The organism is Streptomyces sp. NPDC052236, from assembly GCF_044548015.1.
Classification (GTDB): Bacteria; Actinomycetota; Actinomycetes; order Streptomycetales; family Streptomycetaceae; genus Streptomyces.
Genome location: NZ_JBIUBL010000012.1, coordinates 146,677 through 166,388 on the forward strand (window position 1 = coordinate 146,677; position 19,712 = coordinate 166,388).

The 19,712-nt window shown below is 68.4% G+C and carries 19 protein-coding genes and 1 tRNA gene; 7 read left to right on the forward strand and 13 right to left on the reverse strand.

What is annotated here, in order from left to right; genetic code table 11:
- Positions 1–163: 163 nt before the first annotated feature.
- From ACIHCQ_RS21155 to ACIHCQ_RS21170, 4 genes are all read right to left on the reverse strand, one after another.
- Positions 164–592 carry a hypothetical protein gene (locus ACIHCQ_RS21155; RefSeq protein ID WP_399664233.1) on the reverse strand — a complete coding sequence of 143 codons (429 nt, stop codon included), beginning with the start codon at positions 590–592 and terminating at the stop codon, positions 164–166.
- On the reverse strand, positions 585–1,061 hold the full coding sequence (locus ACIHCQ_RS21160) for an ABC-three component system middle component 2 (protein ID WP_399664236.1): 477 nt from the start codon (positions 1,059–1,061) through the stop codon (positions 585–587). Before ACIHCQ_RS21160 ends, ACIHCQ_RS21155 begins: the two co-directional genes overlap by 8 nt.
- Positions 1,058–2,116 carry an ABC-three component system protein gene (locus ACIHCQ_RS21165; protein WP_399664239.1) on the reverse strand — a complete coding sequence of 353 codons (1,059 nt, stop codon included), beginning with the start codon at positions 2,114–2,116 and terminating at the stop codon, positions 1,058–1,060. The genes ACIHCQ_RS21160 and ACIHCQ_RS21165 overlap by 4 nt, the downstream gene beginning before the upstream one ends.
- 1,265 nt (positions 2,117–3,381) lie before the next feature.
- Positions 3,382–3,455, reverse strand: a tRNA-Pro gene (locus tag ACIHCQ_RS21170).
- 109 nt (positions 3,456–3,564) lie between these two features.
- Between ACIHCQ_RS21170 and ACIHCQ_RS21175 the strand changes: the two genes are divergently transcribed.
- On the forward strand, positions 3,565–4,083 hold the full coding sequence (locus tag ACIHCQ_RS21175) for a DUF309 domain-containing protein (RefSeq protein WP_399664242.1): 519 nt from the start codon (positions 3,565–3,567) through the stop codon (positions 4,081–4,083).
- Here ACIHCQ_RS21175 and ACIHCQ_RS21180 read toward each other — a convergent pair.
- From ACIHCQ_RS21180 to ACIHCQ_RS21190, 3 genes are read right to left on the reverse strand one after another with little or no spacing between them, the layout of a single operon-like run.
- Positions 4,072–4,716 carry a lactate utilization protein C gene (locus ACIHCQ_RS21180; RefSeq protein ID WP_399664245.1) on the reverse strand — a complete coding sequence of 215 codons (645 nt, stop codon included), beginning with the start codon at positions 4,714–4,716 and terminating at the stop codon, positions 4,072–4,074. The two genes, ACIHCQ_RS21175 and ACIHCQ_RS21180, sit on opposite strands and share 12 nt — an antisense overlap.
- Positions 4,713–6,131, reverse strand: coding sequence for a LutB/LldF family L-lactate oxidation iron-sulfur protein (locus ACIHCQ_RS21185; protein WP_399664248.1), 1,419 nt, complete (start codon positions 6,129–6,131; stop codon positions 4,713–4,715). The genes ACIHCQ_RS21180 and ACIHCQ_RS21185 overlap by 4 nt, the downstream gene beginning before the upstream one ends.
- Positions 6,128–6,838: a (Fe-S)-binding protein gene (locus tag ACIHCQ_RS21190; RefSeq protein ID WP_399664250.1), complete on the reverse strand. Its 711-nt coding sequence runs from the start codon at positions 6,836–6,838 to the stop codon at positions 6,128–6,130. Before ACIHCQ_RS21190 ends, ACIHCQ_RS21185 begins: the two co-directional genes overlap by 4 nt.
- An 80-nt stretch (positions 6,839–6,918) precedes the next feature.
- Here ACIHCQ_RS21190 and cobF point away from each other — a divergent pair, with 80 nt between their 5' ends.
- Positions 6,919–7,674 (forward strand): precorrin-6A synthase (deacetylating), encoded by a 756-nt coding sequence (gene cobF, locus ACIHCQ_RS21195; RefSeq protein ID WP_399664253.1) that lies wholly within the window; start codon positions 6,919–6,921, stop codon positions 7,672–7,674.
- On the opposite strand, the gene ACIHCQ_RS21200 is transcribed toward cobF, so the two are convergent.
- From ACIHCQ_RS21200 to ACIHCQ_RS21210, 3 genes are all read right to left on the reverse strand, one after another.
- On the reverse strand, positions 7,643–8,461 hold the full coding sequence (locus ACIHCQ_RS21200) for a cobalt-precorrin-6A reductase (protein ID WP_399664255.1): 819 nt from the start codon (positions 8,459–8,461) through the stop codon (positions 7,643–7,645). The two genes, cobF and ACIHCQ_RS21200, sit on opposite strands and share 32 nt — an antisense overlap.
- Before the next feature lie 207 nt (positions 8,462–8,668).
- Positions 8,669–9,895 carry a cytochrome P450 gene (locus ACIHCQ_RS21205; protein ID WP_399664258.1) on the reverse strand — a complete coding sequence of 409 codons (1,227 nt, stop codon included), beginning with the start codon at positions 9,893–9,895 and terminating at the stop codon, positions 8,669–8,671.
- Between the two features lie 121 nt (positions 9,896–10,016).
- Complete coding sequence (locus tag ACIHCQ_RS21210; protein WP_399664514.1) at positions 10,017–10,793, reverse strand: sulfite exporter TauE/SafE family protein; 777 nt, start codon at positions 10,791–10,793, stop codon at positions 10,017–10,019.
- A 112-nt stretch (positions 10,794–10,905) separates the two neighbouring features.
- On the opposite strand from ACIHCQ_RS21210, the gene ACIHCQ_RS21215 reads away from it, so the two are divergent.
- Positions 10,906–11,673 carry an SAM-dependent methyltransferase gene (locus ACIHCQ_RS21215; protein WP_399664261.1) on the forward strand — a complete coding sequence of 256 codons (768 nt, stop codon included), beginning with the start codon at positions 10,906–10,908 and terminating at the stop codon, positions 11,671–11,673.
- A 22-nt stretch (positions 11,674–11,695) separates the two neighbouring features.
- On the opposite strand, the gene ACIHCQ_RS21220 is transcribed toward ACIHCQ_RS21215, so the two are convergent.
- On the reverse strand, positions 11,696–13,168 hold the full coding sequence (locus ACIHCQ_RS21220; protein ID WP_399664264.1) for a glycoside hydrolase: 1,473 nt from the start codon (positions 13,166–13,168) through the stop codon (positions 11,696–11,698).
- A 413-nt stretch (positions 13,169–13,581) separates the two neighbouring features.
- Here ACIHCQ_RS21220 and ACIHCQ_RS21225 point away from each other — a divergent pair, with 413 nt between their 5' ends.
- Positions 13,582–14,952 (forward strand): glycoside hydrolase family 43 protein, encoded by a 1,371-nt coding sequence (locus tag ACIHCQ_RS21225; protein ID WP_399664517.1) that lies wholly within the window; start codon positions 13,582–13,584, stop codon positions 14,950–14,952.
- A gap of 51 nt (positions 14,953–15,003) precedes the next feature.
- Here ACIHCQ_RS21225 and ACIHCQ_RS21230 read toward each other — a convergent pair whose 3' ends face one another.
- Positions 15,004–16,392 (reverse strand): endo-1,4-beta-xylanase, encoded by a 1,389-nt coding sequence (locus ACIHCQ_RS21230; RefSeq protein WP_399664267.1) that lies wholly within the window; start codon positions 16,390–16,392, stop codon positions 15,004–15,006.
- 579 nt (positions 16,393–16,971) lie between these two features.
- Here ACIHCQ_RS21230 and ACIHCQ_RS21235 point away from each other — a divergent pair.
- Positions 16,972–17,229, forward strand: a complete 258-nt coding sequence (locus ACIHCQ_RS21235; protein ID WP_399664270.1) for a hypothetical protein — start codon at positions 16,972–16,974, stop codon at positions 17,227–17,229.
- Positions 17,230–17,411: 182 nt separating this feature from the next.
- On the opposite strand, the gene ACIHCQ_RS21240 is transcribed toward ACIHCQ_RS21235, so the two are convergent.
- The gene (locus ACIHCQ_RS21240; RefSeq protein WP_399664273.1) at positions 17,412–18,296 is read right to left on the reverse strand and encodes an LLM class flavin-dependent oxidoreductase; all 885 of its coding nucleotides are present in this window, start codon (positions 18,294–18,296) and stop codon (positions 17,412–17,414) included.
- A gap of 171 nt (positions 18,297–18,467) precedes the next feature.
- Between ACIHCQ_RS21240 and ACIHCQ_RS21245 the strand changes: the two genes are divergently transcribed.
- Together ACIHCQ_RS21245 and ACIHCQ_RS21250 are read left to right on the forward strand one after the other, a co-directional pair.
- On the forward strand, positions 18,468–19,067 hold the full coding sequence (locus ACIHCQ_RS21245; RefSeq protein WP_399664276.1) for a TetR/AcrR family transcriptional regulator: 600 nt from the start codon (positions 18,468–18,470) through the stop codon (positions 19,065–19,067).
- A complete protein-coding gene (locus ACIHCQ_RS21250) occupies positions 19,064–19,597 on the forward strand; it encodes a GNAT family N-acetyltransferase (protein WP_399664279.1) in 534 nt (177 codons plus the stop codon). Before ACIHCQ_RS21245 ends, ACIHCQ_RS21250 begins: the two co-directional genes overlap by 4 nt.
- Positions 19,598–19,712: the final 115 nt, after the last annotated feature.

Below are 19,712 nucleotides of genomic sequence, written 5' to 3' on the forward strand. Positions count from 1 at the left end.
TGGGGAGTTCGGACGGCGCTGGGGAGCCCGTGCGGAGAAATCAGCTGCATAACCTGCACGAACCTGAAAGACACGGAAAGATGCGCCTGCGCAGTCAAGGCCCTACTCGTACGCATAGTCGCAGTTCAACGGCAGGGCCGCGACGCCGTCGTGCCCTCTCAGGCTAACCCCGCGGAACGGGACGTCTCACCCAAGGCTGACAGAGAGGGAGACGCTCCAGCAGGTAGCGGGAAAGGTTTTTGGGGCTCCTGGAACTGTGCCGTACGGGCAGGACAAGGTCGGGTGCCTGGTAGACCAGGCTGCGAAGGTCCCTCTCATAGATGCTGATACGGCCTGATCGGGGAGCCCGTACGAGCGTGATGACGGTCTCGTCGGGCAGGGCTATGCCAAGAAGGATCTGAGAGTATCCCTCTGCTTCGGGGATGACGTTCAGTTGTTGGGCGCCGAGCATGTAGTCGATCGCCTCGGTGACGAAGGACTTCCCGGTGTCCGATGCTCCGTAGACCACGGTCAGCCGGGGATCGAAGGTGACCTGCGCCGTCTCTCTTTCAGCACCGGCGAAGGTCAAATGCAGGAGCCTGAGGCTAGGCATTTTCGCTCCCTGGAAGTGGCAGATCGCCGCTGAACTCATGGGCCCAACGGCTGGTGATGGCCTGCGTCGCCTCGCGAACGTCCATGTGAGGGAGTCCGTGGGCTCCGATGATCCATTCCGCCCGGTGCTTGAGCTCGCCGGAATAGGGAGATTCGAGGATCTCCACAAAGCCCGGGCCGTCTTCAGTGGCGCGGTAGACCAAGCCGTCCTCGGTTGCCTGGACGTCGGCGAGTCCTGCGCGCAGCAGAACGATCATCCCCTGCTCGATGAGGTGCCGTTTCATCGCAAGCTCGCCCGGCCCAGCCGGCAGGGTTGGATGGAGGCTCGGCGGGCCGTTCAGCTCACTGCTGTGGAGCATGGCATGGTCCAGATACACCAACTGCGCAAGGTCCAAGGGCTCAGGGAACGACTCGGACAGCAGAACCAGGGCGCGCATGCCCACTTCCAGCGGGCTGTTGAGCGGGCTCACAGCTCCTCCTCCTGGAACCAGGTGAGCCTGTTCTCGTTGGCGAGCTGATGGCAGATGCCCTTTCGGTCATTGGACTTCATGCAGGAGAGGAGGACATTCGCACCAAGTTGCATGTCCCGCGCCGCATCGAGCACCGCGTTGAGCCTGTCGTAACCGGTGGTGAAGTCGCGTTCCTCGACCTCGACCACGCCCGTGTGGACATCGTCTTGCAACGACTCGTACGTGCCCACGGGCACGCTGTCCCGGGCGAAGACGCGGAGGGCGTCGGCGCAGTAGAAGGCCTCGCGCTGCCGCTGCAGATGCCGTCCCGCTTTGGGATGTGCACGCGCCTCGTCCGGGTAGTGGGTTGCGCAGCCCCACCTCTCGCCATAGACGTCCAGTAGCTTCTGGATGTAACGCGCCTCCCCTGTCGAATGTTCTGAGGGCGGTGCCGGAACGGCGGGCCGGTTCGGCAGAGGAGTGCCGAACCGCCTTACGTGGTAGGGGGTTGTGGCGTGCTGTTCAAGAATCCGGTCCAGGTTGGCGGCCTCGAAGCAGGAGAAGTCCGTCTTGTGGGCAAGTTGCAGTGCCCGGTGCAAAGTCGCTTCGTCATAGTCCGTCGTCAGCTTGTTACCCGGCTTGGCCACCGATTCGAAGAACGCGGCCTTGAGTTCGGCAGGCTTGGCCAGGAGTTGTTTGAGTGATCCACCGATCTTCGGTGCGACAAAGACGTAGCGCTCAGGGAGTACCCGGTACTCCTGTTCCGCGACAGCTACCAGGATCTTCAGCATCTCCGGATAAGCCGCAGATGGCACAAGTGCCTTGTCGTAATGCTTGCACTGGAAGCAGTGCCAGGGTCCATCGGTCTTCTTCGCCGTCAGGAAAGCCGCAATATCAGCGCCACGGTCATTTGATCCCCCCATCCCCACTACATCCACGTAACGCGCCTCCCTCAGCGCCTCCACCCACTCGTAGACAAACTCCTCCCAGTCGTCGGCTGAGTGGTGCACCAGAATCTGCTTGGGCGTGAGAACAGGAGGTGGTGCCATCAAGGGGGACACCACGGTCACTGGCACCTGCGAAGGCTTCGGAAGCTCAGTGAACAGCGGCTCAGCGTGATAGACGAACGAGTGCCGCGACGTGCTCAACTTTCCCCCCGGTTGTACACACTGCGAGCCCCTCAACACATGAGGAAGTCATACCACCGACTGGTGACACTCCGAAAGAACGCTTCTCCTTGTTCCTCCCAGCCACCAGACATCGGTGAAGGGCCATCACGCAGCAAGTCACGGCGACGTCGTGGTTTCGTTGACGTTGGCACTCACCGACCCACCCCCGGGGCGACCGGCGCCAGCCGAGACCGCCCCTCCACCATCACCGTGGCGTAAATCCGCAGGTCAGCGCCGTGAGGTCGACCAGCCATGTTTTGGGGCTCCTGCCCAGGACTCGAACCTGCGGCCAAGCCGCTGCGTGCGCACCGTCCCGCCGCCCGTTCCCGGAGCGGCGGGACCGATCGCCTGTTACGTAGGACTCGTCTTCCGTCGGCTCCACCGACGCGCGGTATCCGTCCCGTCGACCTTCGCGTGCCCCGCGAGAGGCTGACCGTCGGCGCTTCGACGGGGTCCTCAGTTTTCGCGTGTGACGAGCTGGGGACTCAAACCTGCGGCCAGTGCCGTGTACCGCGTCAGCCGGATAATGGCCACTGCTACTGCCTGCGGTAGCCCTTGTTCCCATGATCTGGACTCAGGGTCAAGAACCTGCGCAGGGTCTTTCCGACACGGTGCCGTGCGCGATCACCCTGTAGGTGGGGAACACGAAGCGCCGGATGATCTGGCCTCCCGCCCGACCAGCCACAGCCTCTTGCCTACCCCGTCCCGGCCGGCCGCCTACTGCGCGCAACGGCTGCGTACCGCTCCTCGCCCTCAGTCATGGGGACACCAGGACCAGGTCACATCCCGACACCACCCCGCCGACCTGCACAGACTCCTCCGGGATCGTTCAAGACCTCGATGCGTCGTCCACCCGGCCCGGGAGCCCTCACGGTCAAGGGGACATTTACCGGAGCCCAAAAGGGGGCCATCCGCACGACCCCACATGAACCGATGGGAGCACCCCGACCCCTTGACCAGAAAAACGGGGAGCACCAGGCCCTGGCCCTTGGGAGCAGCCGCAGCTCGACCCGATCGGGCGACCGACGATCAACCACCGATTGACCGCGACCGTAGCGCTTGGGAGCGATGGGAGCACGGGGAGCGAAAGAGCGCTCCCACACCGCGCCCGGGCACGCGAAAGGGGCCATCCGAAGATGGCCCCTCACCTGCGACAACGCAGAATTTCGCTGTCGGGACGACAGGATTTGAACCTGCGACCCCTTGACCCCCAGTCAAGTGCGCTACCAAGCTGCGCCACGTCCCGATGCGCAAGTCCGCCGGTTTCCCGGCTGAGCGCGCAAGAGAACGTTACCTCACTCCGAGCACCTTCAGAACGTCCGGCCCGCCAGTCACAGGCAGGGGACAATCGAAGGGTGGACACGACAGACCAAGCTGACCAGGCACGCAAGGCACATCGGGACCGCGACGCCGAGGGGCGTGCGCGTAATGCGCGACCCCGCGACGGGCTGGGGCGCCCGCTTCCGTACGGGATGCCCGGGGTGGAGCGGCAGCCCGAAGGGGTCGTGCGTACCCCCGCGGCGTCGCTGGCAGAGGCGCAGCGGCTGCTCGACGCCGGGATGCCCTTCCATGCGCACGAGGTGTTCGAGGACGCGTGGAAGTCCGGCCCCGAGGCCGAGCGTGAGCTGTGGCGCGGGCTCGCGCAGCTCGCCGTGGGGCTCACGCACGCCGCCCGTGCCAATACGGCGGGCGGCGCGCGGCTCCTGCGCAGGGGCGCGGACCGGATCGCCGACTTCCGTGACCCGCACGGCATCGATGTGGCCGGGCTGACGGCGTGGGCGCGGGAGCTCGCCTCCCGGGTCGAGGAGCAGACGGACCAGGATCAGCCCATCGACCCCGCCGCCGAGGCTCCCCCGCTGGCCTCAGTCCGTTAGCAGGACGACTTCGAGCGTACGGGGGCCGTGTACGCCCTCGACCCGGTCGAGCTCGATGTCGCTGGTCGCGGAAGGGCCCGAGATCCAGGTCAGCGGGCGGGTCGCGTCGACGCGCGACATCGCCTGCGGCACCGAGGCAACGACCTGCTCCGGAGCGCGTACGACACAGATGTGGTGGTCGGGTACGAGCGTGATGCGGCGGCGGCCCTGATCCGCGCTGCCGTCCAGGATGATCGTCCCGGTCTCCGCGATGGCCAGCGCGCATCCGGTGATGACGCTGTCGACCGCGTCGAGTTCGTGCGGCGTGGATTCCGCACGGTCGTCGACGCGCGTGATCTCCACGGCCGCGAGCCACGCCGGCGGCAGTCCGGGCGGCACCAGCACCGTGCTCGATCCGTGCTCGGTGAGCAGCCGCTTCAGCAGCGACGGCAGCCCCTCCGCGTCCGTACGGTGCACGATCGCCCGGTAGTCGGCGAGGTTCTCGTGCAGCAGGTCGAGGATCACGGCCGGGTCGTCGGGGGTGTGGCTGGCGAGGTAGTCGCGGGCGGCCTCAGGGACGTCCGGTGCGTCGGCGACCGCCGCTCTCACCCGGGCGAGGATCCGGTCACGGGACGTGCTGGGAGCGGTGCTCATGTGCGGTTCTTCTTCCACCAGTCACGGAAGGATTCGGCGGGCAGTTCCGGCAGTTCCCGGCTGTCGGTCCAGGCTCCGGCGCCCGGCAGCTTCTTCGGGTGCAGTTTGCGCGTCTTGGACGCGATCCGTGCCCCGGCGGCGAACGCGGCGGGATGGTCGAGGACCCAGCTTGCCGCCTTGATCGCGGCCTTTTCCAGCCGGTGCCCCTTGCCGCCCTGGTCGGCGACCTGTTCCCGCAGGTGCACCAACACCTCAGGGATGTCGATGGCCACCGGGCACACCTCGTAGCAGGCTCCGCACAGCGAGGAGGCGTACGGCAGGGAAGCGTCGATCTCGCTCTGGATGCCGCGCAGCTGCGGGCTGAGGATCGCGCCGATCGGACCGGGGTAGACCGAGCCGTACGCGTGCCCGCCGGCCCGCTCGTACACCGGGCACACATTCAGGCACGCCGAACAGCGGATGCAGCGCAGCGCCTGCCGCCCGACTTCGTCGGCGAGGGTGTCGGTGCGGCCGTTGTCGAGGAGGACCAGATGGAAGGCGCTCGGGCCGTCGCCGTCCGCCGTACCGGTCCAGGTGGAGGTGTACGGGTTCATGCGCTCGGCGGTCGATGAGCGCGGCAGCGTCTGGAGGAAGACCTCCAGGTCCCGCCACGTCGGCACGACCTTCTCGATGCCGACGACCGAGATCAGCGTCTCGGGCAGCGTCAGGCACATCCTGCCGTTGCCCTCCGACTCGAAGACCACGAGGGTGCCGGTCTCGGCGACCATGAAGTTGGCCCCTGAGATGGCGACCTTGGCCCGCAGGAACTTTTCCCGGAGGTGCATACGCGCCGCCTCCGCCAGCTCGATGGGGGCGTCGGTGAGGCCCTCGGGCGCGGCCCTGCCCCACTCCCCCATCTTCGCCTCGAAGATGTCGCGGATCTCGCCGCGGTTGCGGTGGATGGCGGGCACCAGGATGTGGCTGGGCCGGTCCTCGCCCAGCTGCACGATCAGCTCGGCGAGGTCGGTCTCGTACGCCGCGATGCCCTCGGCCTCCAGTGCTTCGTTGAGGCCGATCTCCTGCGTCGCCATCGACTTGACCTTGACGACTTCGGTCTCGCCGGTCGCCTTCACCAGGCCCGCGACGATCCGGTTGGCCTCCGCCGCGTCCGCCGCCCAGTGCACGGTGCCGCCCGCCGCGGTGACCGCGGCCTCCAGCTGCTCCAGGTAACGGTCGAGGTGGCGCAGCGTGTGGTCCTTGATCTGCTTGCCCGCCTCGCGCAGCTGCGCCCAGTCGGCCAGTTCCGCCACGGCCACGGCCCGCTTGTCGCGGATGGTGTGCGTGGCGTGCCGCAGATTGGCCCGCAGGGTCTGGTTCCCCAGCGCCTCTTTCGCGGCCTCGGGGAAGGACGGCATCCCCAGATACGTCCCGCTCATACGTGGGGCTCCTCTTCCGTACTCGCCAGGATCTCCGCTATGTGCAGGGAGCGCACGGGGGCGCCCTGCCTGCGGAGGATCCCGTCGATGTGCACCAGGCATGAATTGTCGGCCCCGCACAGAATGTCCGCGCCCGTGGACTTCGCGTTGCGGACCTTGTCCAGTCCCATGGCGGTGGAGACGTCGGCGTTCTTGAGGGCGAAGGTGCCGCCGAAGCCGCAGCACTCCTCGGCGCCGGGCAGTTCGCGCAGGTCCAGGCCCTTCACCGCTTCGAGGAGCTTCCGGGGCCGCTCTCCGAGGCCCAGTACCCGCAAGCCGTGGCACGAGGGGTGGTAGGTGACGGCGTGCGGGAAGTACGCGCCGACGTCCGTGACGCCGAGCACGTCCACCAGGAACTCGGTGAGTTCGTACGTACGGGAGGGAAGCTCGGTCTCGCCGAACTTCGGGTAGTTCTCCCGCACCATCGCCGCGCACGAGCCGGACGGGGTCACGACATAGTCGTACCCCTCGAAGGCGCGCGTCGTCCGGCGGACCAGCGGTTCGGTCTCGCGGCGGTAGCCGGTGTTGAACTGCGGCTGACCACAGCAGGTCTGCGCGGCCGGGAAGTCGACTTCGACTCCCAGCCGCTCAAGAAGTCTCACGGTCGCGATGCCCGTGGCCGGATAGACCGCGTCATTGACGCAGGTGACAAAGAGTGCGACACGCATGGTCGGAGGATATGCCGCGAGCGGCGGCCTCGGTAGATCCCCCGATCAACGTGACATGCGCCACCCCGCATACTCATACGGTGAAAAAGATCTATGTCATCGGCATCGGAGCGGGCGACCCCGACCAGTTGACGCTGCAGGCGGTCAAGGCGCTGAACAAGGCGGATGCGTTCTTCATCCTCGACAAGGGCGAGGAGAAGGCGGATCTGACGCGGCTGCGGCGCGACATCCTGGACGCGCATGTCACGGACCGCTCCTACCGCCTGGTAGAGGCGCGCGATCCGGCACGCGACCGCAAGACATCGGACTACTCCCCCGCGGTGGAGGACTGGCGCAGCCGCCGGGCAGATCTGTACGAGCGGTTCATCGCCGAGGAGCTGGGCGAGGACGAGTGCGGGGCGTTCCTGGTGTGGGGCGATCCGGCGCTGTACGACTCCACGCTCTCCATCCTGGACGAGGTCCTGGAACGGGGCACGGTCGCCTTCGGGCACGAAGTGGTGCCGGGCATCAGCAGTGTCTCCGCGCTGCTGGCGAAGCACCGCACGGGCCTCAACCGGGTGGCGCGGCCCGTGCAGATCACCACGGGCAGGCGGCTCGCCGAGGGGTGGCCGGAGGGCGTGGACGATGTGGTGGTGATGCTCGACGCCCGGCAGGCCTTCACGCACCATCTCGACCAGGACCTGTACATCTACTGGGGTGCGTACGTGGGCACCGAGGACGAGATCCTGGTCTCGGGGCGGCTGGCGGAGGTGGCGGACCGGATCGAGGAACTGCGGGCTCAGGCGCGCGCACGCAAGGGCTGGATCATGGACACCTATCTGCTGCGCCGCGGCTGAGGAGTTCGCGGCTGAGGAGTTCGAGTACGCCCGCCACATCCGGGGCGACCAGCACTCCTGGCGGCGGTGGCGGCCGTCGCACCACGACGACGGGCACGGCCAGCTCACGCGCCGCGGTGAGCTTGGCCGCGGTGGCGGGCCCGCCGCTGTCCTTGGTGACCAGGACGTCGATGCGGTGCGTACGGAGCAGCTCCCGCTCGCTCTCGACGGTGAAGGGCCCGCGGTCGAGCAGGACACGGGTGTGGCGGGGCAGCGGCGGCTCGGGAGGCTCCACCGACCGTACGAGAAAGTCCAGCTGGTCAAGGTCCGGGTCCGCGAAGGCGGCGAGGCCGAGGCGGCCGGTGGTGAGGAAGACCCGCCGCCCCAGCGCGGGCAGCCGCACGGCGGCGTCGGCGAGCGAGGCGGCCGACTGCCAGCGGTCGCCGGGACCGGCGCTCCAGCCGGGCCGCCGCAGCGCGCAGAGGGGGATGCCGGTGGCGGCAGCGGCGCGCTGCGCATGGGCGCTGATGGTGGCGGCGAAGGGGTGGGTGGCGTCGACGAGGGCGTCCACGCGGTGCTCCCGGAGCCAGGCGGCGAGCCCTTCGGCGCCGCCGAAACCTCCGATGCGTACGGCTCCGGGGGGCAGCCGGGGGTGCGCCACCCGCCCGGCGAGCGAGGTGGTCACCTGTCCGCCGCCGGGCCGCGCGGCGAGCTCGGCGAGCTCAGCGGCGAGGTGGCGGGCTTCGGCCGTGCCGCCGAGGACGAGGATGTGGGGGCGGGGGCGGGGGCGATGGTGGGTGCCGGGCATGGCGTCGAGGCTACGTCGCGTGCGGGCCCGTGTCGGGGGCGCTGCCCCCGAACCCGCCCCCTACGCCCTGGCGGGCGTGGGGGGACCCCCACCCGAAGGGCGGTACGGGGTCTGGGGCGAAGCCCCAGTTACGGGAAGGGGCGGGTAGGGGAACAAGCCCGCCGCAGGCGACACCCGCAACCCGCACCCCCACCCGCCCCACCAAGCTCACCACGCAAGGTGCAACGCCTCCGGCGAGCGGTGGATCAGAGTCGGCCGCATGACAACCGGCAGCGCGTCCTCGTCCAGCCGCAGCCCCGGCAGCCTGCGGACCAACAGCCGCAAGGTCAAGGACAGCTGCTCACGCGCCAGCTGTGAGCCCGGGCAGCCGTGCGCCCCGTGGCCGAACGCCACATGCTGCCGCGACACGGGCCGCATGATGTCGAAGACGTCCGGCCGGTCGTAGCGACTCTCGTCGCGGTTCGCCGATCCGTACGCCACGAACACGGTCGCCCCGGCAGGCAGTTTGGTGCCGGCGATGGTGACGGGCTGGGTGGTGGTGCGCCTGAAGCCCTGGACCGCGGTGTCGTACCGTGCCGCTTCCTCCACCGCCGCCGGTATCAGCTCCGGGTCGGCGCAGATCAGTTCCCACTGGCTCCGGTCGCGCAGCAGATGCAGCAGCGTCGTGCCGATGAGCGCCGTGGTCGTGAGATGCCCGGCGATCAGGAGGTTCTGGAGGCTCGACACGAGCTCGTGGCGCTGGTCCAGGGTGAGCTCATCGCTGCCGGGTGCGAGCGCGGTGACCAGCCCGGAGCAGAGGTCGTCGCGCGGGGTCGCCCGCCGGTCGCGTATGTACGCGTCGAGCAGCTTGTGCAGCGCGACGACGTCCTCGGCGGCGCGAACGTGTTCGTCCGGGTCCAGCGGCCGGAACAGCAGCTCTTCGGCACGATAGCCGCCGTACACCGCGGCCGGGACGTCCGCCGGGTCGAGGCCGAGCAGCCGCCCGATCACCTGGCCGGGTAACTGCCGTGCGTACGCCCCCATCAGTTCGACCCTGCCGTCCGGCGCGAAGCCGTCGATCAGCGCCTCGGCGCGCTCGGCGGCGTACGGCGTCAGCGCGGCGATCCGCGCGGCGGACAGGCCGCGGTTGAGCGGGGCGCGGTGGCGCTGGTGTGCGGGGCCGTCGCTGGAGACGACGGTGGGCCGCTTCCCGTAGCCCTTGGCCAGCACCTCCAGGGCGGCGGGCGAGGGCATGACATCGGGGAGCAGTGCGCGTACGGACGAGAACTCGTCGGCCCGGCGCAGCACTTCGCGTACGTCGGCGTCCCGCGCGACGAGCCAGGCGTTGAGCTCGGGGACGAAGGTCAGCCCCTCGGCCCGGCGCGCGCGGGCGTAGAGCGGGTAAGGGTCGCGTTGCAGCTTGTCGAGCCTGGTGTGCTCCTCTTTGGTCGCCACGCGGCGCCTCCGTCAGGGGTCGTCCGACAAAAGGTCCATACATTCATTCGCACGGACACATGTGCGGTCAAGGTGCCACGAGCACCGCCCCGGCGGGAAGAGTGAGGCCCACGAGACCGGCTCAGAACAGCAGCAGTTGCAGGCCGCCGAGCACGGTCGCCCCGATGACCAGCCTCTCGAAAAGCAGCTGGTCGATCCGGCCCGCGCACGCCTTGCCGATCAACGCGCCGGGCAGGACGAAGAGCACCAGCACGGCGTCCAGCAGCAGCGACTGCCGGTCGATCAGTCCGAGGCCGACGCTGAAGGGCACTTTCGACGTGTTCACTATCAGGAAGAACCATGCCGCGGTCCCCAGGAAGCCGAGCTTCCGGAAGCCGGTGGAGATCAGATAGAGGGACATGACGGGGCCGCCCGCGTTCGCGACCATCGTGGTGAAGCCGCCGAGGACGCCGTACGAACGCGCCTTCAGCCGACCGCCGCCGACGCCGCCTTCATCCCCCTGGTCTTGCGGCGCTGCGAGCGGCTCGGCCGCCCCCGGACGCCGGCCCCACATCGTGACCGCGGACATCAGCAGCAGAATCGCCCCGATCGACGTACGTACGGCGTCGTCATCGGCCCAGAGCATGAACACCGCGCCCACCAACACACCCGCGACCACCGCGGGAAACAGCCGCAGCAACGTCGGCCAGTGGGCGTGCCGCCGGTAGATGAGCACGGCGAACACATCCCCGACGATCAGGAGCGGCAGCAGCACCCCCGTCGACTCGCGGGCGGGCAGCACGGCCGCGAAGATCGCGAGGCTGACCGTGTTCGCGCCGCTCACGGCGGTCTTCGAGAAGCCGACGAGCGCGGCTGCCGCGGCGAGCGCGACCAGTTCCCAGTTGCTGATGATGTCCATGCCGAGGACAGATGCTATGCGCATGCGTCTACAGCGACGCGGGGAGGGCGCAAGGAATGCCCCTGATCGATACTCGATGTACGGGCCGCCGCACCGCGGCTAGCGTTCGGGTATGACCGACACCGATCTTCCCCCTCGCCTCACCCGCCTCACCTTCCACGGGCCCCTGTCCGAGGCCCGGGCGGCGCGCATCGTCGAGCGGCTCGCCCGGACCGGCCCTGCCACCGTCCTGGACATCGGCTGCGGCTGGGGCGAGCTGCTGCTACGTGTCCTGGACGCCGCACCCGGAGCCACCGGCATCGGTATCGACATCCGCGGCGACGACCTGGCCAGGGGCCGCGACAACGCCAAGGCCCGCGGGCTCGCCAACCGCGTCGAATTCGTGGAGGAGTCCGCCACCGCGGCCACTCGCGGGCCCGCCGACCTCGTTCTCTGCCTCGGCGCCAGCCATGCCCTCAGCGGCGACGCCGAGCCTCCCCACCACACCGTCGCCGCACTCCACGCGCTCCGCCGCCTGGTCTCCCCCGGCGGACGTGTCGTCCTGGGCGAAGGCTTCTGGCAGCGCACTCCCACGACCGCCGAACTCGCCGCCATGTGGCCGGACGCCTCCGCCGGCGAACACCTCTACCTCGACCAGCTGGTACAGGTGGCCGTCGACGCCGGATTCCGTCCCGTATGGACCGAGACGGCGGACATGGGCGAATGGGAGGAGTTCGAGTCCGGGTACCAGGCCGACACGGAGGAGTGGCTCGCCACCCATGGCGACCACCCCTTGGCCGCCGAGACACGCGAGCGTCTGGACGGGCACCGGTCGGCCTGGCTGAGCGGCTACCGCGGCGTTCTCGGGCTGGCGTACCTCACGCTCGTCCCCGTCGAGTAGGGAGCAGCCACGGCCCGGTGGGTTACATCACCACTCCGTCGATCTCGAAGGTCTGCACCGACGCGGCGGCGAAGGGCACGCTCAGCAGCTTGCCGTTCAGGTACCTGTCCGTCCGCGGGGTGTACAGGTCGCCGGAGCCGGAGGTGACGGTGTTCCAGCGCCGTACGACCCCGCCCGTGCCTCCGGTGACCTGGGCGAACCGGGACAGGTCGAAGGTCAGCGTCTGTGCGGCGCCGGTGTTGACGGCGACGATCACCAGCCGCCTCTGTGCCGCGTCGTAGGCCGCTGTCGCATACCCGACGCCGGTGTCCAGGATGGTCATCCCCGGCCGTATGTGGCGGCTGAACTGCGCCATCACGTAGTACTTGGTCTGGACTGCGCCCGCCTGGAGGGTGCTCCCGTTGTAAGCGATCATCGCCCAGCCCGCGGACGGGTCCATCACCTGCCAGTAGCACCACGCGGTGGGGTGCAGCCAGCGCATGTCCAGGCACAGGTTGGCGGCCATGGTGAGGCCGGTGCCGTCCGAGTCGCCGGTCTCGGAGTTCCACAGCTTCTTGCCGGCGGTGGTCACGACATCGGTGTACACGAGGTCGCGGCGGCCGGCGGAGCCCTGGTAGCCATGCACATTGACCTGTTTCACGAGCGCTTTCGTCGTGGAGCCGAACGCGTTCCAGGTGGTGCGGGCGAGGTCGTAACTGGTCTCGTCGGAGGCGGAGACCGCCGTGCCCGTCAGTCCCCGCTTGTCGAGTTCGCTACGCATATACGGCAGCACGGCCGCCTGCACGGAGGCGTCCATGTGGCAGCCCTCCTGCGTGCCGGTGGCCGTCCACCAGCTGGACGAGGGTTCGTTGAAGGGGTCGACGGTGGCGAAGTTCACGCCCCAGTTGTTCTTCGCGCGCAGGGCCACGGCGGCCAGATGCGAGGCGTGCTGGCGGTAGTTCCAGGACTGGAGGTTGTTGCCGCCGTTGGCCGCGCCGGACGGGTTGTGGTTGACGCACATCCACCACATCGGCGAGTTGGCGAACAGCTCGCTGACGGCGCCCCGTTGGGTCGCCTTGACCAGGGCCGCCCGCTGGGCGGCGTCGGCGTTCCAGTTCCAGGCCGAGGACGCGGGGTCCTCATTGTTCCAGTCCTGCCAGAAACCCTCGATCTGCTTGAAAGCGGGAATGTTGGGGGAAACGGCCATGCTCTGCCCATTGACCGTATTTTTACTGCACCCGCCCAGGTTGTACCGGACAATGTTCATACCCAGGCCCGGCAGCGTCCTTCCGTTGTAGGCGACGGACTTGGTGGTGAAGAAGATGTCGGCGAAGTCGTCGCGTGCGCCGAATACGTTGGCCCACCAGGCCAGGGAGGTGCCCCAGCCTTCCCAGCGCCCGTAGGTGGTACCGGGGTTGATCCCGATGGTCGCGTCGGCTCGGGCGATGCCCGTCGCCAGGGCGCCGCCGAACACCGTGCCACCCGCCGCGGTCAGCAGCGTTCTGCGCTTGATCATGAATTTTCTCCTGTCGCGTCCATGCCACAACTGCTTGCATAATCGGGGCGCGACAGAAGCTTGTCGAGAGGTATGACAGCGCTTTCCCCCTGTGAATCGACAAGCCTCGACAAGCATGCAGAAATCGCTCTTCGTTTGTGCGACAGGCCGAACCATTCGACCCGTCGAACGGATTCTGTGAGGACCCTCGCGTTACGTCGCCGAAATACGAACAACCTATTGACGCACGGGAATTGTGCGCATCACACTCGCGCTCGGACGACACTCAGCATTGGCATGAAAACAAACCCCCCTATCGCATCGCAGGAACGTTCCGAGGAGAGCCGCACGTGACCACCACACCGGACAGACCCACCACCGCCGCCGCCGCATCGCATCCCCTCGCGCCGTCCCGCCGCGGCGTGCTGCGGGCCATGGTCGCGCTGCCCACCACGGCGCTCGTCCTGGGCGGCGGACTGCCAGGACTGCCTGGACTGCCTGGACTGCCAAGCCTGCTCTCCACGGCCGCGGCAGCCGCGCCGCCCCGGGGCTCCGCCACCCGCTACACCATCGTGCCGTTCCTCAACAGCAACGACGGCACCGTCAACGTCTACCAGGCCGACGACGCCACCGATTTCCGGCTCCTCAAAGCAAGCGCCTACACCCCGCCCAGCAACCGGATCCGCGACGCCAGCATCATCCGCCACACCGATGGCTACTACTACATCACCTACACCACACACACCTGGCAGGACACCAGCACCACCATTGGCTTCGCCCGCAGCTCCGACCGGGCCAACTGGACGTTCCTGTACAACTACACGGTGCCCATCGCGAATCTCTCGCGCGCCTGGGCGCCCGAGTGGTTCATCGACAGCGACGGCAGCGTGAGCGTCATCGTGTCCTGCTCGACCACCAGCGACCAGTGGAACTTCACGCCGTACGTGCTGAGGGCCACCAACTCCGCGCTCACCGCCTGGTCCGCGCCCGTGGCCATGTCGGGCATCGGCAGCAACCACATCGACACCTTCGTCGTGAAGCTCGGCTCGACCTACCACGCCTTCACAAAGAACGAGACGACGAAGTACATCGAGTACGCCACCGCCACCAGCCTCACCGGCTCGTACACCATCCGGCGGACCGGCAACTGGGCGGGCTGGGGCTCCACTCGTGAGGGCGCGGCGCTGGTGCAGCTCGACAACGGCGGCTGGCGGATCTTCTTCGACGGCTACGGCGACGGCAGCTACTACTTCAGCGACAGCCACGACACCTTCGCCACCTGGACCGCCCCGAAGAAGCTGCCGGGCATCTCCGGTACCGCGCGCCACTTCACCGTACTGAAGGAGACGGTCTCCGGCGGCCCAACCCTCCCGACCAACGTCACCCGCTCCTTCCGGTCGGTCAACTACTCCACCCGCTACTGGCAGGAGCAGGCCTCCCTGCTCGACCTTCCGGTGGTGACCGCCTCCAGCAGCGCCGCCGTGAAGCAGGCGGCCACCTTCACCGTCGTCCCGGGTCTCGCCGACGCGAACGGCTACTCCTTCCGGAACGCGGCCGGGAGGTACCTGCGGCACTACGACTTCCGCGCCCGCTTCGACGCGAACGAAGGGACGTCGACGTTCGCCAGGGACGCGACGTTCATCGCCAGGGCCGGTACGGCGAGCGGCTCCGTCCGCCTGGAGTCGTACAACTACGGGGGCTACTACCTGCGCCACTACGGCAACCAGCTCCGCGTGGAACAGGGCGACGGCACGGACCTGTTCCGCCAGGACAGCTCCTTCGTCGCGGTCACGGCCTGGGCCTGACCACCGCCGCCTTGGCCTGATCCCCCGTCGGGGATCAGGCGGGCGTGCGCCTCAGCGGGCGGTGCAGGTGACGCTCGGTACGGTCGCGGGTCCCGTGCCCTGGAGGCCCAGGCTGGTGGTGGCGCCGCCGCCGACGGTGCCGTTGTAGCCGGCGTTGGTCACGGTGACGGCGGTTCCGCTGGTGGACAGCACACCGTTCCAAAGGTTGGCGATGCCCTGGCCGCCGGGCAGCGTCCACTTCAGGGTCCAGCCGCTGATCGGGGTGGCACGGTTGTTCTTGACGTCGATCTGGGCGGTGAACCCGTTCTGCCACTGGCTGCTGATGCGGTACGTGGCGGTGCAGTCGCCCGGCGGGTTGGGGTCCGTCGGACCGGGCCCGGCGGGACCGCCCAACGCCTCGGAAATGGCCCAGTACGCGGGCTTCTTGCCGAAGTTCTCGTCGTACGGGAGGGCGGCGCCCTGGCCGGGGAAGACGTCCGGAATCCAGGAGTAGCCGTCGCTGAAGTCCCAGACGGTAATGCCCCGGCAGCGGGTCACGGCCAGGCAGTTCTGGACAACGGCCTTGTAGTCGGCGGCCTGCTGGGTGTCCTTGGCCGCCGTACGGGGCAGGTCCATCCGGATGTCCAGCTCGGTGATGGTGACATCGATCCCGAGGTCGGCGAAGCGCTGGATGTTCTGCCGCATGGTGCTCGGCACCTGACCGAGGATCAGGTGTGCCTGCATGCCGACGCAGTCGATCGGAACACCCTGGGCCTGGAACGACTTCACCAGGTTGTAGACCGCGTCGCTCTTCGCGCCCAGCCCCTCGATGTTGTAGTCGTTGTAGCAGAGCTGGACGCCCGGGTCGGCGGCCCGGGCGGCCTTGAAGGCTTCGGCGAGGTAACTGTCGCCGATCTTCTGCTGGAAGACGCTCTGCCGGCGGCTGCCGTTCTCCTCGAACGCCTCGTTGACGACGTCCCACTGGGTCAGCCGGCCCTTGTAGTGGGTGGCTTCGTTGGTGATGTGGTTACGCATGACACCGAGCAGCTGATCGGCCGGTACGTTGTTGACCCAGCCGGGCAACTGGCTGTGCCAGACCAGCGTATGACCGCGCACCTGCTGGTTGTGGGCCTCGGCGGTGGCCACGGTGGCGTCGGCCGCCACATAGTCGAACTGGCCCTGCGAGGGCTCGGTGTACATCCACTTCATCCGGTTGCCGGGGGTGATCTGGTTGAACTCGGAATCGCGGATCTGGGCGTAGCGGGGATCGGCGGGCGTGACGTCGGTGGCGGTGCCGAAGTACCGTCCCTTGGCCACTGCCAGCTCACCCAGGGTCGGCTCGGCGGCGTGGGCGGGAACGGCGACAGCTAATGCGGCCAGGCCTGTTGCCAGCGCCGTGACCACGGCAGCCGCGATGCCCGCGGTATGGCGGTGGTCTCTGACGGAACGATGACGGAACATGCGTGCTCCTCGGATTCCGGTACCCGCCCCGTAGTGGCGGCGCGGTGCGGCCTTCACCTGGTTACGAAACTTTCGATGCACATGTCGATCATTTCGAACCGGAACCCTAAGCTGGAGCAACAGGTGCGTCAAGGAGTCGCGCAGGGGATCCGCTGTTCCCGCGCCGGACTTGTGCCATAGCGGGCCATCGAACCGCATGCCCGCGCACAGCCGCCCCGCGCCGGGCCTGCCGGTACAGCCGCGATTTCCCTTCGATAGAGGCGGATTGGCCAGCCGCTGGTCAATCCTGAAGAAGATGCCCGGTTTGTTTGACGATGTCCCGGTATCTGACTAGCGTGAAGGCACGACGTTGAATTCTGTGGCCATAAGGGGCCGGACAGCGTCGAAGACCGGCCAACACCGCGACTGAGGCCGCGGTCCGGGTGGCGGAGTGGTTGGGGAACCATGGCCAGCCACGCTGTCGGTACCGCTACAGCGAAAATCAGGCGGTCCCACGTTGAGCCCGGACGGGCCGGATGCTAGCGGGACTCGGGACTTCCGGGTTCGCCAGACAGTTACACACCTTAGAAGGTATGCATCATGCGCATAGCTATGTCTAGGTTCGGACGCCTCATTGCCGCCGCGTTCGCCGCTGTCGTCCTTGCGTTCACGGGTGTCGGTGTGGGCACCGCTGCCGCCGACTCACACTGGGACCACGACGATTCCGGGTACTCCAGGCACGACGACCGCCACGACGACCACCACGACGACGACAACGGACATCACGGTGGCAACGGACACGACGACCACGACGACCACGACGACAACGGACATGGCGGCGACAACGGCCGTCACTGAGGGCGAGAGTAGGCCCCAACGTCAGTGAGGCAGGCCGCGTTCTGAGCCTCACGTGACCAAAGCAAGCGTCGGGTCCTCAGGCCAGTGGACTGAGGACCCGACGAAGCGGCGCGGCGGCCCGGCGGCCCGGCGGCTGACAGGACACCGCCGGGACGCACTACGCCGACCTGTGCCCCACCGCGTCAGTTCCGAACCTGGCGCCCAAGGGCTTTCAACACCGTCCCGAGCTGCCGCACCGGCTCGGGACCGACCATCCGCAAAACAACAGTGCCCGCTCCGGCCACTTCCAGCTCGCGGACTCGTTCGGCGACCTCCTCAGCCGTCCCGGAGGCCGTAAACACCTGCTCCGGCGGGCGACCGAGCCAGGCGCCCTGGCCCTCGACACAGGGTTGCAGCGCCTGCGCCACCTGATCGGCGTCGTCGCCCACACAGCAGAAGGCGAGCACCGTCACAGTGTGGTCGGCAGAGGCTCCGCCCTTGTCGATCAACGCTCGAGCGCTCTCCACATCATGCGGCCCATGCCCCTCGGCGATCAGCGTGCCGTCCGCGACTCGCCCGGACAGCTCCAGCGAGCGGGGCCGCACCACGCCCGCGATCACCGGCGGCGGCTCGACAGGTGGATGCACCAACTGGATACCAGCCAGTCGCACTTCCCGCCCCTCCAGCTCGACGCGTTCCCCGCGCAGCAGCGCGCGCACGGAGGTGATCGTCTCCTCCAGCAGGGCGAGCGGCGACCGTGCCGCGACGCCGGCCGAGGCCATCCACTCCGCCACCCCGTGCCCGATCCCGGCCACAAGCCGCCCCGGGAACATCCGCGCCAGCGTCGCCAACTCCATCGCCAGCAACGCCGGACTGCGCAACGGCGCGGGCATGATTCCGATGCCCACCCGCAGTCGCTCCGTCACTGCCAGCGCCACGGAGGCGGCCGATATCCCCCCGTTCCATCCGAGGTCCTCGACCACCCAGAGGTCGTCCACTCCCAGCGCCTCGGCCTCCCGCGCGAACCCGGGCAACCCTTCCGGGGCCCAATCGCGGTCGTACATCACACCGATTCGAACATTCGTCATGCACGGAAACCTATGCCCCACCCTGGTGAGTGATCAACGCTTGGGGCAGCGCCGAGGGCGTAGGCACCCGGTGGTTTTCCTGGCTCCGGTTCACGCTTGCTTGCCCTGTGCGCCCGCTTTCGCATAACGTTCGTTGCGCAACAGATGTTATGCGAACGAGGAGCAGCCCCCGTGCCAAAGCAGGTCGACCATGAACAGCGCCGCTCGGAGATCTCCAGAGCCGTGTGGCAGGTCGTCGGTGAGAGTGGCCTGGAAGGCCTGACCCTGCGCGCGGTCGCCACCGCCGCCGACTGCACGACGGGCATGGTCACCCACTACTTCCGCGACAAGAAGGCGCTGCTCGCCCACGCCCGCTCCGTCATGCACCGCCGCATGGCCACCCGCATCGACGCGCTGCCCCCGCGGGACACCCCGCGGGAGACCCTGTACGCCGTCGCCGAGCAGGCGCTGCCACTGGACGACGAGCGATACCTGGAGGCCGTCGTCTGGTCGCACTTCCAACTCGCCACCCGCACCGACCCGGAGCTCCTCCACGAGCACACCGTCAGCCACGCCTCCTGGGTCCGCCGCCTCACCGGGCTGGTACGAGCCGCCTGCCCCCAGCAGCCGGAGCCCGCCGACCTGGCATGGCGGGTACGCACCCTGGTCGCCTGCCTGGACGGCCTGGCCCTCAACGCCGTGACCGACCCGGACGCCTACCCGCCAGACCTGCAGCGGCACGTCCTGGAAACCCAGCTCGACCTCCTCCTCGAAAGGAATCACAGCCTGTGACCACCCGCGACCTGACCATCACCGCGGCCTCCTCGGACGACCCGCGGATCCTGCGGCTGGTCCGCGACCTCGACGCCGACCTCGCCGCCCGCTACCCCGACGAGCCCTGCGACGGCGGCGCCCACATCGACCCCGCCATCCGCTTCCTCCTCGCCGAGACCGGCGCCCGGCCTGTCGGCTGCTGCGCCATCCAGCCTTTCCCCGACGGCGCAGCCGAGCTCAAGCGCATGTACGTCAGCCCCCAGGCCAGAGGCTGCGGTATCGCCGCCCGGCTCCTGGCCGAGGCCGAACGCACCGCCGCCGCGCTCGGCCACCACGAGATCCGCCTGGAAACCGGCGTCCACCAGCCCGAAGCCATCGCCCTCTACACCCGCGCCGGCTACACCCTCATCCCCAACTATCCGCCCTACCAGCACGAGGCACTCAGCCGCTGCTACGCCAAGCCGTTGCCCCTACCCGAAGCCACCCCGAAGACGCCGCCACCTTCCTTCCCGCGCAGGGCCTGTAGCCCCGGGCAGGCCGCGTTCTGAGCCTCATGTGACCGAAGCAAGCCATATGCGCCATGCGCATGCCGCACAACAGCAAGACCGCTTCGGCTGCCGAGCCGGAGTGGGGCAAGTCCTCGTATGCCGGAAATCCGAGCCG